The organism is Arthrobacter russicus (genome assembly GCF_031454135.1).
Taxonomy (GTDB): Bacteria; Actinomycetota; Actinomycetes; order Actinomycetales; family Micrococcaceae; genus Renibacterium; species Renibacterium russicum.
The window spans coordinates 1,816,896-1,833,736 of sequence record NZ_JAVDQF010000001.1; the positions used below are offsets into that span (position 1 = coordinate 1,816,896).

A 16,841-nucleotide genomic window follows, 5' to 3' on the forward strand; every position below is an offset into this window, starting at 1 on the left:
GCTGGAAGAATGCTGGGAAAGCAGGGTTAATTTTCCGGGCGTTCCGAGTCGGTCAGACTGCCCAACAGTTGTTCGTCGCCGGCAGTCCGGCGACCCGGCCTTCGAGGAAGCCGAACAGGTTCGGCAGCAATGCGGCATATCCGCCCACGTGGGTGGGTACCAAGGTATTCGTCCATTCCACAGTGCTGCCTTTGGCACACCAGCGCTTGGCGAACTCGCGCGCCTGCTGGGCCGGGATGACGTCGTCGAACAGGCTCTGGCCGACCATCACCGGAGCGCTCGGCTTGCCGACCACGCCGAGTTTCTGTTTGTCGAGAACCGTCTTGAGCGGACCTGAAGTCGTCAGCTGGGAGAGTTTCTTGCCGGAATTCGTCAGGGTTCCGGTATTCAGGAACGCCGCCGAGGGAAGCGTGGTGAAGAGGCATTCCTGCGCCGTCTTGGCCAGCGTTGCCTGGCCTTTGGCGTTGGCATAATCGGCGACATTGAATCCTTCTGCAGCAGCCAGGCCATTGACCGCATAGAGCAGGAACCCGGTGTAAAGACCGCCGTCGATGTTGCTGGCCACCGCCTGCAGGTCCGCCGGGACCGCACCGGCATAGGTGCCGATCAGCTTCAGCTCCGGCGCATAGGCCGAGGCCAGCTCGGCCGCGGAAGCCGCCGCGCCGCCGCCCTGCGAATAGCCCACAATGCCCACCCGGGTGTTCGCGGTCAGCCCAGGGATATTCAGGTTGAGCGCAGCCCTGGCCATGTCCAGCACCGCGTGCCCCTGGGATTCCCGGGCCAGATAGGTGTGCATGCCGTCGGTCCCGAGGCCTTCGTAGTCGGTGATCGCCACCGCATAGCCGCGGGCGAGCAGGCCTTTGATCAGCAGGCCTTCGTATTCCTGTCCCATCGCGAGCAATTTGCTGGGCGCACAGCTGTCGCCCTGGCCCTGGGTTCCAGGGGCCACCGTGACCAGCGGACGCGGGCCGAAGCCGATCCAACTGCCTTGCGGCATCAAGACCGTCCCGGTGACGCCGATCGGCTTGCCCTGGTTGTTGGTGCTCTTGTACATCACCCGGGTGACATTGGCCCCGGAAGAAATCAACTTGAGCGGATCGACGAAGAAACTCGAGGGCTGCTGCCGGATCAAGTCGCCGTTGTTGGCCGGAAAACTGGTGGGCGCTTGATAGAAGTCCGCCGGCGCAGCTTCTGTAGCGGGGCTGGCTGCCTGGGCGTTCGCGGTGCCGAGCACCAAGGACCCGGTCAGCGCGAGCGCGACCATTCCGGCAGTGGCGATTCTGCGTATTGCGGTACTGGATTGGCGCATACTCTTATCTCCATTGATAATCGCCCGAACGGGCTATCGAGTGTGACACCTTTCACATTACTGGCCAGTAACTTACCGCTACCGTTTCGTTATCCACTCGTTACCTGAGAATCCACGCCGCGCGCTCTCCGCAGGCCCGTCCAATTGACAGGTTCAGTGGGCTAGGACGTCTCTGCCCACTGAAAGTTCTGATTGGACGGGCGTGGGAAGGAACGGATCGACACCGGGAATCCTAGACCGACTGGTGGAACACGTGCCGGCGGATCCAGGCGTGCATGGCGATCGCGGCAGCAGCCGAGGCGTTGATCGACCGGGTGGAGCCGAACTGCGCGATGGAGAGCGTCGCCTCGGCTTTCTCATGCACCGCATCGGTCAAGCCCGGCCCCTCCTGGCCGAAGACCAGAACGCATTTGCGCGGCAGGTCATAGGTCTCCAGCGGCACCGAATCCGGGAAGTTGTCGATCCCGATCACCGCGATGCCTTCCGCTTCGGCCCAGGCCACGAAGTCTTCGACCGTCGGGTGGTGCCGGACGTGCTGATACTTGTCGGTGACCATGGCGCCTCGCCGGTTCCAACGGCGTCGGCCGATGATGTGCACCTCTTTGGCCAAAAAGGCATTCGCGCAACGCACCACGGAGCCGATGTTCAAGTCGTGCTGCCAGTTTTCGATCGCCACATGGAACTCGTGCCGGCGCGCATCCAGCTCGGCGACGATCGCATCGTGTTTCCAGTAGCGGAATTCATCGACCACATTCCGGCGGTCGCCCTCGGCCAGCAATTCCGGATCCCAATGCTCGCCGACCGGCCATTCGCCCGACCAAGGGCCCAACCCCACCGGGTCCACCGGCCCGACCGGCTCTTCGGATCCACTCGACGGATCGGCAATCGCCGGAACTTCGCCGTCGTCTTTCAGCTCATCGCTCACCTGACTACCCTACTGGCAGCAGACTGCCCGGCCGGAACCGCACCGGCCGGGCAGTGTGCCAACGCTTACAGCGCCGCGCAGTTGTTGACTGCGGGCGAACCGTTCACCCGCGCAGCCAGAAAACCGAACATCGTCGGCAGGAATCCGGCTGCGGCCCCGACGTGCGTCGGGACCACCGAATTCTCGAACTGCACCGTCGCGCCGCCTTGGCACCACTGCTGCGCCATCGCTTTGGTCTGCGTCGGCTCGATCACATCATCCAAGAGACTCTGCGCAACCAGGACCGGGAACTTGGTCGGCGCGGCCTTGCCGATCAGCTGCTTTTCCAATGCGGCCCGGATCGTCGGATCGGTTTGCGCCAGCACACTGAGCTTCTGGCCCGACAGCGTGTACTTGGCGGTGTCCTGGAAGGCGCTCGGCGCGATCGACTCCACGGTGCAGAGCCCGTCGTTCTGGGCGATCGCAGCCAAGCCGGCGGCGTTGGCGTACTTGGTCAGATCGATGTTTTCCGCGGTTGCGATCCCGGAGACCGCACTGAGCAGGAAGGCCTGGTAGAGGCCGCCCTCAAGGAATTTCGCCACTTCCAGCAGATTGGCCGGAACCGCGCCGGCGTATGCGCCGATGATCTTCAGTTCCGGGGCGTAGCTTGCGGCCAATTCGGACGCTGCAGCAGTCGCTTCACCGCCCTGCGAGTACCCGGACAACAAAACCGGCCCATTGCCGGGCAGGCCGGCCAGCCCGGAACGCTGCGCCGCCCGGACGGCATCGAGTACGGCGTTTCCGGTGGCGACCCGGGCCATGTAGGTGGACTTCGGCGCGGTCCCCACCCCTTGGTAGTCGGGAATCGTGACCGCGTATCCAGCCGCCAGGAGGCCTTTGACGATCGCCCCTTCGTAATCTTCGCCGGTTGCCAAGCGCTTGGACGGCGCGCATTGGTCGCCGTTGCCCTTGGTCCCCGGGTTGAAGGCCACCAACGGGCGCTCGCTCACGCCCAGCCAGGGCCGCAGTGGATCCTGCAGTTTCAGCCACGGGGTCTTCGGCATCAACACCGTACCGGTGGCGGCGATCGGTTGCCCTTGGGAGTCGGTGCTTTTGTACATGATCCGCTGCACCTGCGCTTGAGCCGGTGTGAGCTTGAGCGGCTCCAGATAGAAGCTGGAAGCCTCCTGCTTGACGATCGTGCCGTTTTGCGCCGGCAACGTCGCCGGAATCGCGTAGAAGTCTTCGGCCGCATTCGCGGCGCCCAACGGAATGAGCAAACTCGCAGCGAGCGCGGACAACGCCGCAAGCCCGCCGATGGTGTGCCTGGTCTTCATCAGATCCCCTTCTGAACAATCCCCCAACGTGACCCTCGCCACAGCTTAAACTTACCCACGGGTAACTTATCCCTGACAAGCCGTTTCGACTGTGAATCAGACGATTCACAGCAATGCCGAATCGAAAGTCCGGGCTCCCCGCGGCAGCGGACTCCGCCCTTGCCGGGCAGACAGTGAACCGCCCGGTGGCTGATCCAGCGCAAACGGTGGAAGATTGACCCATGGCACATGACGAACCGCGCAACGCCGCAGACATCGAATGTTGGCTCACCGATATGGACGGCGTGCTGGTGCACGAAAACCAGGCCGTCCCCGGCGCCGCCGAACTGATCCAACGCTGGGTGGACACTTCCAAGCGGTTCTTGGTGCTGACCAACAACTCGATCTACACGCCCCGGGACCTCGCCGCCCGGTTGAAGGCTTCCGGATTGGAGGTCCCGGAGGAAAACCTCTGGACTTCGGCGCTGGCGACCGCCGAGTTCCTGAAATCGCAAATGCCGGGCGGCCGGGCTTTCGTGATCGGCGAGGCCGGATTGACCACGGCGCTGCACGAAGCCGGCTTCATCCTCACCGACCAGAATCCCGACTACGTGGTGTTGGGCGAAACCCGGACGTACTCGTTCGAAGCAATCACCCAGGCGATCCGTCTGATCGCCGACGGCGCGCGGTTCATCGCGACCAACCCGGATGCCACCGGGCCGTCGAAGGAAGGCCCCTTGCCGGCCACCGGCGCGATCGCAGCCTTGATCACGAAGGCGACCAATCGCGAGCCCTACATCGTGGGGAAACCGAATCCGATGATGTTCCGTTCCGCGATGAACCAGATCGAAGCCCATTCGGAAACCACTGCGATGATCGGCGACCGGATGGACACCGACATCATCGCGGGCATGGAAGCCGGGCTGCACACCGTGCTGGTGATGACCGGAATCACCCAGCCCGGTGATGTGGAAGCCTACCCGTTCCGTCCGGACCAGACCTTGGATTCGGTTGCGGATCTGATCCCGCTGGTTTAGCGCGAGCTCCAGGGAATGTCGGCAGCCTTGTTGTAGCCGATCCCCATTGCTTCCCAGCGTTTGGAATGCTCCAGGACCCGGCGCACCAACTCCTGATAACTGGGTTGGGTGCTCCGATCCACGCTGGGGCTCCAGCCCAGTTCGGCCACTGCAGGAAGTCTCGGGAAGAGCATGAAATCGGTGTAGGTCCGGGCTGGAGCGTAAACCCGGGTGGGGCCGAACGGCTTGTCACCGAACTGGTTGGCACTGTCGCTCCACAATGAGGCTTCGACGCCGAGCACTGCGGATTCGGCGATCGGCGCTCCACCCAGCACCGTGGTGGGTTCCCAGTTCCACGCGGTACGCAGGTTGATCAGACCGGCCCAGCTGCGGCCGTAGGCGGTCTGATTGTCGTATTTCATGTCCAGATATGAGCGATTCGCCGGCGACAAGACCAACTGGTGGCCCGCGTCGACGGCTTGCCGAGCCATCGCGGCATCGGCCGAACCGGGGGCAGTCCCCCAATATTGCATCACCGCTCCGGCAGGCAAGGGCGCACCCTTGATCCATTCGTGCCAGGCAATCACCTTCTTGCCCGCGGCCGTCGCCACCTCATTGGCCATCGCGGTATAGGCCGTGTACTGCTCCGCAGTGGCTTTCGGCGACTCGTCTCCGCCAATGTGCAGATACCGCCCGGGGTTTTGCGCCGCCACGTCGTTGAGCACCGAGACCAGGAACTTCCGGACTTCGTCCCGGCGCTGCTGGTTCTGCAAGCCGACCAGGGAGATTCCGACGTCGAACCCGGAGTAGGGCGGAATCGCTTTCCCGTCGTCGTTGATCTCCGGAATCGAGGCCAGCGCGGCAGACGTGTGGCCGGGGCCGTCGATTTCCGGCACGATCTCGACGAACCGGCTGCCGGCATAGGCCACCAGGTCGGCATATTCCTGTTTGGTGTAGAACCACGGCCCTGAGCCGGCCACCGGATCGACGGTGCCGGGGGCGAAGCCGCTTTGCGTGCTCGCCCCGGTTTTGGTCAGCTCCGGGTATGCGTCGATCACGGTCCGCCAACCTTGGTCATCACTGAGGTGCAGGTGCAGCACGTTCAGCTTGTACAACGCCATTTGGTCGATGACCCGCTTGACATCGGCCAGCGGCACGAAGCGGCGGGCCGGATCGAGCATTACCGCGCGGTAGCCGAATCGAGGTCCGTCCACGATCTCAGCCGCCGAAATGTTCCATTCCGCCGTCACCTGCTGCCGCGACTCGATGCGGGCCGGCAGGAGTTGCCGCAGAGTCTGCACGGCGCGGAACGCGCCTTCCGGTCCGGCCGCGGAAACCATGACTCGGAGGCTGGAGACCGAAAGCCGGTAGTCTTCTGCCGCCAAGCTCTGGTCCAGTCCGAACTCGATCACCGGACCGGACTGGCTTCCCGCGGCATTGACAACCGCCAGCTGCCAACCGGTAGCCGGAGCGAGCCGGGCCGCCAAATACTCGCCAACCGGACGGAACTGCGCACCGACCACGATTTGCGTCGTCGATTTCAGTTGGAATGTCCCACCGAGGCCGACGACGAAGCTCTTCGGCCACGGGATGATCGCCGGCAACACCCCGGCGACCTGCGGTACCGCAGCAGAGGCCTGGCCTGCCGGCAGCGCCGAAGCCAGCAGCAGCGCAGCCGATCCGGTAGCCAAACTGGTCAGCACTTTTCGCCGTGATGGATCAACCGCCATGTCGGTCAGCCCCCGATGGGTTGTGCGGCTGACCGTCAACGCGACCGCAGCCTGGTTGGTTATGGCGTAAATCTAGTAAACAAGATCATATTCGCTCACATCCCGGCTGCATAGGGCAGACCGCCGAATTCAGTCCAGCCCGAGTTCGTCCTTGCTGAACGCCGCCAGATAACGGACGCCGGTTTCCTGTTCGATCAAGGCCTGCGCGCCGGTTGCGCGGTCCACGATCACGGCGACCGCCTGCACCTCGCCGCCCGCGTTCCGCACGCCTTCGACGGCCTGCAGTGGCGAAGCTCCGGTGGTCGACGTGTCTTCCAGCACGACGACGGCGCGGCCCTGCACCGAAGGCCCTTCGACCTGGCGCTTCATACCGTGCGCCTTCTGCTCCTTGCGCACCACGAAGGCGTCGATCTTCCGGTCCCGGGCCGCCGCGGTGTGCATGATCGCGGTGCCGACCGGGTCTGCGCCCAAGGTCAGGCCGCCGGCCGCCTCGAACTCGATGCCGGCGTCGTCGAGCAGGTCCAACATCACCCGGCCGACCAATCCGCTGGCTTCGTGGTGCAGCGTGATCCGGCGCAGGTCGATGTAGTAGTCGGCTTCTTTTCCGCTGGAGAGCGTCACTTTGCCGTGCACCACGGCAAGCTCCTTGATCAGTTCCAGCAGGCGGGCGCGGGCAGCGGCAGAATCCAAAGTCGAGGTCATGGCAGCAAGTTTATCGGCTCCCACCGGCAACCCCCGATCCGCGCGAACGCACACCTAAAGCAGCGGGAAGCGGGTTAGCTTCGCGGACGACGGCGGAGCGCGAGTACCACGGCGCCCGCGGCCAGTGACCCGAAGCCGAGCAGCAACAGCGGCCAGATCTCGGTGCCGGTTTCAGCCAGCGGACCATTCGACTCGACCGCGGCCGGATTCACCGAGTTGCCCGATCCGCCACCGTCCGATTGACCGTTGCCCGATTGCCCCGCTCCGGCAACAACCAGAATCGCGCTGCTCGCCACAGTCGTGCCGATCAGCACCGCGGTCAGGGTATGCGCCCCCGCGGGCACATCGGCCGGGATGGTCAGCTGCGCAGAACCGGTACCGTCAGCACCGACCGTCAGCGAACCCAACCGAACCGGCGTCGAATGCAACCAGATTTCCACCGAAGCACCAGCATCGAAACCATTCAACGAGACTTTGATCCAACCACCGGCGACGGCGTTCTGTGGGGCTTCGATCTTCGGCGCAGCTGGTTGCACCGAAATCGGCGCAACGATCACTGCTGGCGCGGCCGCAGACACATTCCCGGCCTGATCGCTCGCCCGGTAGAGCAACGACAGCCCGCCGTCGCCAGCGGCCACCGGAGCGCTGTAGCCCTGCCAGGTCTGGCCGCCGTCGAGCGAATACTCGGTGGCGGCGATCCCGGAGCCGGCATCGCTGGCAGCTAGTGCGACCTTCCGGTCGGCAACCGTGGCCGAGACCTCCGGCAGCACGGTGTCGACTTTCAACGCCAGCGATTTGGCCGCCTCGACGTTGCCTGCCTTGTCCGTCGAACGGTATTCGAAGTTCTGCACCCCGTCCGGAACGCTGACCGGAGCGGTGTAATCAGTCCACGCGCTCCCGCCCGAGCGGTATTGTGTCGAAGCAGCCGCCACATTGTCGGTAGCACTCAAGGACACGGTCGGCGCGTTCAGATACCAGCCAGAGCCCGACGGCGTTCCGCTCACCGATGCAGTGGTCACCGGGGCCTCAGTATCCGGGGCCGCACAATTGAACTTCGCATTGCCCCAGATTCCATGCGCACCGTTGATCGCATCCGCATTGGCCGGATCAAGCGAGAGCTCCAGGTACTGCACTCCGGTCAGATCGGTTTTGATCGGCTCCGGGGCAAATCCGGGTGTAAAGGTCCGGCTTTGATAGAGCTGCCGACCATCGCCGTTCACGGTGAAAATGATCTTGCCGCCGAAGTCTTTCTCCAGACCCACCGCAGCACTGAACGAGCTGCATTGACCACCCAGGTAGTAGGTGATCTTGCTCGGCGCGTGTGCACCCAAGCCCTTGGCATAGCTCGGATTCGTGCCGGTTGCCGGATCGGTGTAGTTGATCGCGAGCGGCAAATCGGGAGAATCCACAGCGTCCTTGTTCGCCACGTCCTTGCCGATCACGCCATAACCATTGCTCGCGGACACCCAGGGCCAATCCGAAGCGAAGACATCCTGGTCCGGGGCTGCGGGCAGCTTCTGCGTGACCACTTTCCAATCGAAGAACTTCACGTTCGTCGCCACCGGCAAGGTCACCGAGGCCAGTTCCTTGCCCGGGATCAGGCGCAATGAATTCGAGAACGCCTGGTACTTGTACTGGGTGTACTCCGGTGACAGCCCATTGGCGTTGTTCCGGCCCTGACTCGAGACGGCAAGCACGCCGCCGCCCAGATCTTTGGGCTGCAACCAGTTGGGAAAGAACACTGTCTGCTTCTGCTTCGTGCCGTCCGCATAGGTCAGCGTGAGTTCGGGACTGACCCCCTTGCCGCTCGCTGCGGATGCCAGTACGGCCAGGTGTGTACCGGTCCCCTTCAAGGCGATGGTTTGGCCATTGAGCGCCACCGAGTTGTTCACGTCCGGACCAGCAGCCGGCCAGGTGTAGTTGATCACCGTGCCGTCGGCGGTAGTTACCGGAACCGTGCCACCCGGCTTCACGCCGCCAGCCGGGATCGGAGCGGATGCCAGTTGCTCGGCCGCGAACGTCGCCCCTCCGCCGTCGAAATTGCCGCTCGCTTTGCCCGCAACCGTGGTCACTGACACCGCATTGAAGGCGCCTGCCAGGCTGCTGTAAGCGACATCCAATTGATTCGCGCCACTGACCGATTGCGCGGTTCCAGCGGAATCTTGGTAGCTCGCCACCGCCTCAAGCGTCTGCACGCCGGCGGCGGCTGCCTGACCTGGCACCACCACGAACTTCGCCGTGACCGTGCCACCGGCGGGCACGTTGGCCACCGAATCACCGCTGACGGAATCCACCGTCCAACCGGTCGGCGTCTTGATACTCAGCTTCAGATCGGTCTTCGCGCGATCGCCGTTATTGCTGAAACTCGCGGTCGCCGTGGTCTTCGCCCCTTGGAAAACCTGCTTGTCCAGACTCAGCTTGACCTGCGCGGCCGTGGCATCCGAGTCTTTGCCGCCCACCGCGCTGCTGTCCTTCAGCACGACGACGGTGCTCGCGTCCTTCGCGACCTGGCCCGCCTTGACCCGGACTGCTCCGGCGGCGGTGTCGTAATACCAGCCGGTCTGCGCGGCGTCGAAAGCCTTCTGGTCCACGAGCGCGGAAAGTTCGGCACCGTCCCTGACCACCGAGCTGGGCTTGGAGCCGGAATTCACTTTCAACTCATAGGGCCGAGACGCCGCCATACCGGAGTAATCCCCCTTGCGGGCGCCGATCGTCACCGTGACATCACCGGCGTTCTTCGCTGGAGCCTGTACCGCGAAATCCTGCACGGTGTTTTTGCCTTGCTGGTAAGCACGACTGGTTTTGTCGTCTTCATACAAGCTGAAGGCAGACGAACCGCTCGGGTAGACGTTCAGGGTGAGTGCCGAATCTTCCGGCACCAGGGACGCGTTCCGAGCCACGATGCCTTGCGGCACCAATGCGCCGGCCCGCACGAACAACGGTAGGGTCTGCAGCGGTGCCTTGTAGCCATTGAGTGTCTGGCCGCCTTGGTAAACGTTCCCGGTCCAGTAATCCACCCACTGGCTGCCGGCCGGGAGCACGATGCCGTTGCGGATGTCGGTGCTGGCCGAAACCGGGGCCACCAGGTAGTCCGGGCCGAGCATGAACTGGTTGTTCGCCTCGGCGCTGTACGAGGCCGGATCCTGCGGGAACTCGAGCGCCATAGTACGGGCCATCGGGGTACCGTTCGCGTGCGAACCCGCTGCCAAGGAATAGATGTACGGCATCAGCTGCTGGCGCAACTGCAAGTACGATCGGTTGATCGCCGTGGCCGCGTCGCCGTACAACCAGGGGCGCTTGTCCGTGGGCGCCCAGCCGCTCATCGAGTAAAGCGCCGGCGCGAAGGCCTTCCATTGCAGATCCCGCACATAGCTTTCCGGCGAGCCGCCAAAGATGCCGTCTACATCGGCCGTGGTGAAAGCCAGACCCGAGTTTCCGGACCCGGCGATCGCCGGAACCTGCCAACGGATCGCGTCCAGGCTGCCGGTATGGTCTCCGGTCCATTGGATGCCGCAACGCTGGGAACCGGCCCAGCCTTCGACCATCAATGCGACTCCGCGATTCGCGGAATACTGCTCGATGCCGTTGTGCGCGGATTCGCAACCGGTCAACGCCATCCGGTAACCCTCGCCGACCCAGGCGACGTCGAGTTTGCGCAAGGCGATGCCGTCTTGACCGACCTCCAGCGGCTGGTTGGTCAACGAGCGCTGGGTCCAGAGCCCGGTCTTGAGATCGGCTACCTTTTGGATCTCCTGCACGGTGCCGCCGAGCCCCTTGCCGGGATTTGCCGGATCGTACGGGTCCGGGTCTTTGGTGTATTCGCAACCGTAACCGTCGTTGACCAGCATCCAGGCCCCGGGCATGTCGTTGGCTTTGAACTGTTCGGCGGTTTTCACTGCATCGAAAGTGTTTTGTTTCGGCGCCTTGGGATCGTTGAAACCTGAGGAGGAATAGTCCGGATTGGACCGGTTGTAGCAATCCGCATCTCCGTATTCAAGGGCATAGACCGGCGGCATCATCGGCCGACCGGTGAGCTTGGTGTAACCGTCCAAGGCCTGTTTGTAATCGCCCACGAAATAGTAGGCGTCGAAGCGCTTTTCCTGATGCGTGCTGGTTTCCAGCGGACTGGCAGCAGCCGGGGTGCTGCCGAAGTCGTAGCTGCCGGGCGCGAAGGTGTTGCGGAATACTCCGTAGCCGGCGCTGGACATGTAGTACGGCACCGCATTGGGGTTTCCGCCGTCGGCCCAGTTGTAGTCCTTGCTGATGTTGATCACTTGGCCGGTGTGCACCGAGCGTCCGTTCTGCATGCCGCCACCCAGGAATTGTTCGCCGGGTTGGCCCGCCAGGGCCTGAGTGGTCGACGAATTGCCGAAGCTCAATGGTGCCGCCTCAGTCCAGACCAGGCTCCCGTCGGCCCGGCGCAGGGTGAACTTCCCGCTGGCTTTGTCCACTTCCAGTTTCACCGCAGAGGTGGCGAGGGTGATCCTGGCGCCGTCGGTCACGGTCACCGGTACTGCGCTGAACTGATCGGCTCCGACCACCAGATTGGCCGACCGCGCGGGGTCGTTCTGCGAAGTATTCGCCGGATCGCTCAAGGTCCCGCTGGGATCGGCTTGGATCCGGAAATTCTTGGCGTCCAGGAACGTGACCCGCAACGCTCCGGAGGCCGGTTTGAGCGTGATCCTCGCGCCGTCCTGCTGGAACCCGGAAATCGCACCGAGCGGTTTCCCGTTGGCATCGACTGGGACTTGGGCTTTGATCCCGGTGCTGGCCGGCGCCGCCGGGGCGGCTTCCGCGGACTGGACGCCGAACAGCGGCACCGCCCCCAAGACCAAGGCCGCGGCGATGCCTACGGCCACCGAGCGGTGTGACTTCAGGGCAGAGAAAAACACAACAGCCTCACTTCGTCCACGCTGACTTTATGTGATTGCAATCACATCATATCAATCATAAATAATCAACAGTTTGAACATGAGTGCCGCATAGCTCAACCAAATTTTCCGAGCAAGCGCACAGTTCACGCGAATGTTTTCGGTAAACACCCGCGCGAAGTGTGCACTCGCGCTTGGAGTGGTGGGGTGGAGTGGCGGGATTCGGAGATCAGGAAATTGATCGGGGAATTCCTGTTGCGCAGATCACTTTCCGGTGTATCTTGTTTTAATCGATAGGTAAGTTTCCAGACGATTGATTCGAGCGAACCCAATGTCTACCGGACCCAGCAAACTCCGCATCATCAACGACCGTGCCGCGCTCAGCCACATCCTGCGCGCCGGTGAGATTTCCCGCGCCGAGCTCGAAGACCTGACCGGGCTTTCCAAACCGGCCACCGCGGACTTGCTGAGCCGCCTGGAATCCGCCGGCCTGGTGCAGAAGCAAGGCATGCGCTCGGGCGGTCCGGGCCCCAAAGCGCAACTCTGGGGAGTCCGGCCGGAGGTCGGATTCGCAGCCGGCGTGAACGTGACCCCGGCGAATATCGACGTGCAGATCACCGATCTGTCCGGCAACGTCGTATCACAGCACCAATTCGCAGCCTGCGCCTCGGCCGGAAGCGGCGTTCGGCGGGCCATCCAGGCCGCCTGCATCACCGCGAAAATCTCGGAACAGCAAATCCTGCACACGGTGATCGGCCTGCCCGGGGCCTTGGATCCGCGCAGCGGAATGCTCAAGTTCGCGCCGCATATGCCGGCCTGGAGCAATTACGACCTGATCGCTGCCCTGGACCTGGAGCTGGACATGCCGGTCACCGTGGAGAATGACGTCAACTTGATGGCCTTGGCCGAGCTCGACGGCGGTCTGGCCGCCGCAGCGGAGAACTTCGCCCTGGTCTGGATCGACACCGGCCTCGGCGCCGCAATCGTGATCCGTCGGGAACTCTTCCGCGGTTTCACCGGCGGAGCGGGCGAAATCGATTACCTTCCGGTACCCGACCGGGCCGAGGCGGAGACCGGGTTGGACCGCCGTGGCGGCAAGTTCGGAAATCTGCTCAGCCCGCAGGCGATCGCGGCACTGGCCCGGGCCCATGGGCTGCCCGGGGACGACCCGGTGGAAACGTTGCGCACCGCAGCCCGGACCGGCTCGGCATCGGGTCATGCTGCGTTCCTGAACGATTTGGCTTTGCGGATCGCCACCGGACTGTCCGCGATCGTGACCGTCCTGGACCCTGAACTGCTGTTGCTCGGCGGAGCCTTCGGCGTGGCCGGCGGTGAGCCCTTGGCGCAGCTGGTCCGGGAAAACCTCGGCGAAGTGATGAACGCACCGCACGGATCGACCGCCGAAGTCCTCGCGCTCGGGGTTCCCAGCCCAACCGCACCGAACCGCCAGGCCAAACCAGTCGATGGAGCCCCGGTCGAAGGGATCCCGGCCGGCAACGCGCTGGCCGGAGCCAGTTCCTTAGCTCTGAAACACGCCCGCGAAAAGGCCTTCGAAACCGGCTCGGTCATGACCGGCTAGCACCTCGAGAACGAAACCCGAACACAACTGCATCACTGCCATCACGCGCTGCCCCGGCATCCCGGTACCCGGTCGCGCGGCGATGGTTCGCACCCGAAAACCCGGCATCGACCCGGGCACCACTGAGGAGGAACCATGCAGCACCGTCGCAAGAACCGCCGGACACCGTCGACCGGCCGAATCAGCAGTCCCGTCCCGGCAATCGTCCTGGCCGGGGCACTCGCCTTCGGCCTCACCGCATGCGGCGGCGTCGGCAACGGAACCGGCTCCGGCCAGGCCGCGGCAGCGCCGTCGTCGGACGAAAAGGTCAGCATCACCATTTGGAGCAAGTTCGCGGACCGTGAGCTCGCTGCGGTCAACGCGGTGCTGGACAAATTCCACCAGCTGCACCCGAACATCACGATCAAGAGTGAGGGCAATCAGGACGACGACAAGATCACCCAAGCGATCCGCGGCGGCAATGCACCGGATGTCGCGATCTCCTTCACCACGGACAACATTGGCCAGTTCTGCAGCTCCGGCTCGTTCCAGAATTTGCAACCGTATTTGGACCGGGACAAAGTCGATCTGAATCAAATCCCGCAAGCAACCCGCGACTACACCTCGTTCCAGGGGACCCGGTGCGCCATGCCAATGCTCGCGGACGTCTACGGCCTGTACTACAACAAGAAAATGTTCGAGGCCGCGGGCATTACCGCCCCACCAAAAACCATGAGCGAACTCGCTGAAGACGCCAAGAAGCTGACCCAGTTGAACGCCGACGGCAGCATCAAAGTAGCCGGTTTCGTACCCACCCCCGGATTCTACGAAAACACCGTACAAACGCTCACCCCGCAGTTCGGCGCCAAATGGCAGAACGCAGACGGGAAATCTGCCCTCGCGGGCGATCCCGCGTGGTCCACCATGCTCAATTGGCAAAAGGACCTCACCAATTTCTACGGTGCCGACAAGCTCACCCAATTCACCGCGGCTGCCGGCCAAGAATATTCGGCGGATAACAACTTCGAGACCGGCAAGACCGCGATGATGGTCGATGGCGAGTTCCGCACCGCCTTCATCGCCGCCGAAGCGCCCGACCTGGACTATGCGACGGCACCGTTCCCGGTCCCGGATGACAAGCCGGAACTCTACGGCACCGCCTACACGACCGGCACCATCATCGGCATTCCGAAAGGTGCCAAGAATGCGGGCGCAGCCTGGGAACTGGTCAAGTACTTGAGCACCGACACAGATGCCCTGGTTGATCTGGCCAATGCGCTCAAGAACGTGCCGACCACCGCGGATTCAGCGAAGTCACCCAATCTCAAACTCACGCCGCAATTTCAGACTTTCCTGGATCTGTTCAACGGCGGGAAGTTGCAGAACAACCCGTCCTCGAACAACGGCGGCGCCTACATCAAGGTGGCCCAGGACTTCGCACTCAAGTACGCCAATGGCGGTGCACCGGATCTGGCCGCCGGGCTCAAAGAAGTCGACAGCCAAATCGATAATCTCTCGACGCTGGGGCACTAAACGTGGCCACGCTCACCGAGGCCGCCAAGCAGCCGCCGTCGGCAGTTGCCTTGCCGGTGCGGAAACAACCGAAAAACAACAGCAAGGCGCGACGACGGCTGACCGTTGTGGCTTTTATGGCACCGTGGATTCTGGGCCTGAGCATCTTTTTCCTCTACCCGCTGCTCACCACGGCCTACTACTCGTTGACGAATTTCGATCTGATCAACGACCCGACCTGGGCCGGTTTCAACAATTTCAGCTACATGTTCAGCAAAGATCCGCTGATCTGGAAGGCGATCGGCAATACCGTCTGGCTGACCATCGCGATCACGGTAGGCCGAGTCGGCTTCGGTCTGGTCACCGCGATCGTGCTCACGAAGCTCAAGCGCGCATCCGGGGTTTTTCGCACGCTGTTCTACCTCCCCGCGCTCGCGCCACCGGTGGCCGCCGCACTGGCTTTCGTCTTCATCCTCAACCCGTCCACCGGGCCGCTGAACCAGTTCCTTGGCCTGTTCGGCATTCAAGGACCGCTCTGGTTCAACGATCCAGCCTTCGCCAAACCCGCGTTGACCGTGATGGCGCTCTGGACCTCGGGCACTGTGATGGTGATTCTGCTTGCCTCGCTGCTCGATGTACCCGGCGAACTTTACGAAGCCGCCGGGCTAGACGGCGCCAGCGCCTGGCAGCAATTCCGGCACATCACCCTGCCGTCAATTGCGCCAGTGCTGACGTTCGCAGTGGTCAATTCGATCATCGTCGGACTGCAATTCTTCACCGAAGCGGTGGTCGCGGGCTCGGTCGCCTCGGGCAGCTCCGCCGTCGCCGGTTCATCGCTGTCCATCGGCTACCCAGACAACTCGACCATGACCTTCCCGATGTGGCTCTACGAACAAGGCTTCCACCAATTCCACATGGGCTATGCCTCGGCGATGGCGATTGCCCTGTTCTTGGTCAGCGCAATATTCACCATCATTCTGGTGCGCCGGATGCGTTCGGCCGGCATCGGGGAGGAAGCATGAGCGTTCTAGAAGCTCCGCGCAGCACCGCACCAAAGTTGCCCAAGCTGCGCAAACCAGCCAAGTTAAAGAGTCTGCGGCAGCAAAACACGCTTGCCTGGATTGGCAATCACGCGATTGCGATCGTGCTGGCGATCGGCTTTATCGGTCCGATCCTGTTCATTGTGCTCACTGCACTGATGAGTGATCAGCAAGCCCTCACCAAGAACCTTTGGCCTACCTCCTGGCACTGGGAAAACTTTGCTGAAGTCTTTGAAAAAGCGCCCATGCTGGCCTACTTTGGCAACTCGCTGCTGTACGCAGGATTGGCGACGGCGTTCATGCTGATCTCCAGCGTTCCGGTTGCCTACGCGCTCTCCCGGTTGAAGTGGCGCGGCCGGAACACGATGTTCTACCTGGTGATTGTGGCGATGCTGTTGCCGCCGCAAGTGATCGCGGTGCCGATGTACGTGGTCTGGGCCAAAATGGGCCTTACCGGCACACTCTGGCCGCTGATTCTTCCGAACTTACTGGGCGATGCCTTCAGTATCTTCTTGCTTCGGCAATTCCTGATCACCATTCCGCAGAGCTACTCGGATTCTGCCCGCGTCGATGGCGCTTCGGAGCTGTCCATCTTGTTCCGCGTGATCCTGCCGATGGCCAAACCAGGCATCGCCGCCGCGGCACTCTTCAGCTTCCTGAACACCTGGAACGACTACTTCGGCCCACTGCTTTATACCGGTGAAAACCAAGGCAATTGGACGCTTTCGCTGGGCCTGGCCTCCTTCCGCGGCGTGCATCAAGTGCAGTGGAATCTGACGATGGCCGCCACGGTGCTGGTGATGCTGCCAGTGATCATCTTGTTCTTCCTAGCCCAAAAACAATTCATCGAGGGCATCAAGTTCTCCGGCGTGAAAGGTTAGAC

The 16,841-nt window shown here is 62.9% G+C and carries 11 protein-coding genes; 5 read left to right on the top strand and 6 right to left on the bottom strand.

All coding sequences use genetic code 11. The features are described from left to right. Positions 1-52 precede the first annotated feature (52 nt). The 3 genes from JOE69_RS08500 to JOE69_RS08510 all read right to left on the bottom strand — a co-directional run bounded on the left by JOE69_RS08500 (position 53) and on the right by JOE69_RS08510 (position 3,550). Positions 53-1,309 (bottom strand): lipase family protein, encoded by a 1,257-nt coding sequence (locus tag JOE69_RS08500; RefSeq protein WP_309797796.1) that lies wholly within the window; start codon positions 1,307-1,309, stop codon positions 53-55. 232 nt (positions 1,310-1,541) lie between these two features. After that, on the bottom strand, positions 1,542-2,195 hold the full coding sequence (locus JOE69_RS08505; protein ID WP_309801219.1) for a TrmH family RNA methyltransferase: 654 nt from the start codon (positions 2,193-2,195) through the stop codon (positions 1,542-1,544). Positions 2,196-2,299: 104 nt separating this feature from the next. After that, positions 2,300-3,550 (bottom strand): lipase family protein, encoded by a 1,251-nt coding sequence (locus tag JOE69_RS08510; RefSeq protein ID WP_309797798.1) that lies wholly within the window; start codon positions 3,548-3,550, stop codon positions 2,300-2,302. 221 nt (positions 3,551-3,771) lie between these two features. Here JOE69_RS08510 and JOE69_RS08515 point away from each other — a divergent pair, with 221 nt between their 5' ends. Then, on the top strand, positions 3,772-4,566 hold the full coding sequence (locus JOE69_RS08515) for an HAD-IIA family hydrolase (protein ID WP_309797800.1): 795 nt from the start codon (positions 3,772-3,774) through the stop codon (positions 4,564-4,566). On the opposite strand, the gene JOE69_RS08520 is transcribed toward JOE69_RS08515, so the two are convergent. The 3 genes from JOE69_RS08520 to JOE69_RS08530 all read right to left on the bottom strand — a co-directional run bounded on the left by JOE69_RS08520 (position 4,563) and on the right by JOE69_RS08530 (position 11,869). Continuing rightward, the gene (locus JOE69_RS08520; protein WP_309797802.1) at positions 4,563-6,275 is read right to left on the bottom strand and encodes a beta-N-acetylhexosaminidase; all 1,713 of its coding nucleotides are present in this window, start codon (positions 6,273-6,275) and stop codon (positions 4,563-4,565) included. The two genes, JOE69_RS08515 and JOE69_RS08520, sit on opposite strands and share 4 nt — an antisense overlap. A 129-nt stretch (positions 6,276-6,404) precedes the next feature. Continuing rightward, the gene (gene pyrE, locus JOE69_RS08525; RefSeq protein WP_309797803.1) at positions 6,405-6,977 is read right to left on the bottom strand and encodes an orotate phosphoribosyltransferase; all 573 of its coding nucleotides are present in this window, start codon (positions 6,975-6,977) and stop codon (positions 6,405-6,407) included. A 74-nt stretch (positions 6,978-7,051) separates the two neighbouring features. Further along, a complete protein-coding gene (locus JOE69_RS08530; RefSeq protein WP_309797805.1) occupies positions 7,052-11,869 on the bottom strand; it encodes an NPCBM/NEW2 domain-containing protein in 4,818 nt (1,605 codons plus the stop codon). Between the two features lie 310 nt (positions 11,870-12,179). Between JOE69_RS08530 and JOE69_RS08535 the strand changes: the two genes are divergently transcribed. The 4 genes from JOE69_RS08535 to JOE69_RS08550 all read left to right on the top strand — a co-directional run bounded on the left by JOE69_RS08535 (position 12,180) and on the right by JOE69_RS08550 (position 16,839). Continuing rightward, complete coding sequence (locus tag JOE69_RS08535; protein ID WP_309797807.1) at positions 12,180-13,427, top strand: ROK family transcriptional regulator; 1,248 nt, start codon at positions 12,180-12,182, stop codon at positions 13,425-13,427. A 135-nt stretch (positions 13,428-13,562) separates the two neighbouring features. After that, a complete protein-coding gene (locus JOE69_RS08540) occupies positions 13,563-14,939 on the top strand; it encodes an ABC transporter substrate-binding protein (protein WP_309797809.1) in 1,377 nt (458 codons plus the stop codon). A 2-nt stretch (positions 14,940-14,941) separates the two neighbouring features. Further along, complete coding sequence (locus JOE69_RS08545; protein ID WP_309797811.1) at positions 14,942-15,940, top strand: carbohydrate ABC transporter permease; 999 nt, start codon at positions 14,942-14,944, stop codon at positions 15,938-15,940. Beyond that, a complete protein-coding gene (locus tag JOE69_RS08550; protein ID WP_309797813.1) occupies positions 15,937-16,839 on the top strand; it encodes a carbohydrate ABC transporter permease in 903 nt (300 codons plus the stop codon). Before JOE69_RS08545 ends, JOE69_RS08550 begins: the two co-directional genes overlap by 4 nt. The last annotated feature ends 2 nt before the right edge of the window (positions 16,840-16,841 follow it).

What these genes read in the sequence shown, in the direction of transcription:
- JOE69_RS08550 (WP_309797813.1), top strand. Translation starts at nt 15,937, where the DNA reads ATGAGCGTTCTAGAAGCTCCGCGCAGCACCGCACCAAAGTTGCCCAAG.
- JOE69_RS08515 (WP_309797800.1), top strand. Translation starts at nt 3,772, where the DNA reads ATGGCACATGACGAACCGCGCAACGCCGCAGACATCGAATGTTGGCTC.
- JOE69_RS08520 (WP_309797802.1), bottom strand. Translation starts at nt 6,275, where the DNA reads ATGGCGGTTGATCCATCACGGCGAAAAGTGCTGACCAGTTTGGCTACC.
- JOE69_RS08510 (WP_309797798.1), bottom strand. Translation starts at nt 3,550, where the DNA reads ATGAAGACCAGGCACACCATCGGCGGGCTTGCGGCGTTGTCCGCGCTC.
- JOE69_RS08535 (WP_309797807.1), top strand. Translation starts at nt 12,180, where the DNA reads ATGTCTACCGGACCCAGCAAACTCCGCATCATCAACGACCGTGCCGCG.
- JOE69_RS08540 (WP_309797809.1), top strand. Translation starts at nt 13,563, where the DNA reads ATGCAGCACCGTCGCAAGAACCGCCGGACACCGTCGACCGGCCGAATC.
- JOE69_RS08500 (WP_309797796.1), bottom strand. Translation starts at nt 1,309, where the DNA reads ATGCGCCAATCCAGTACCGCAATACGCAGAATCGCCACTGCCGGAATG.
- pyrE (WP_309797803.1), bottom strand. Translation starts at nt 6,977, where the DNA reads ATGACCTCGACTTTGGATTCTGCCGCTGCCCGCGCCCGCCTGCTGGAA.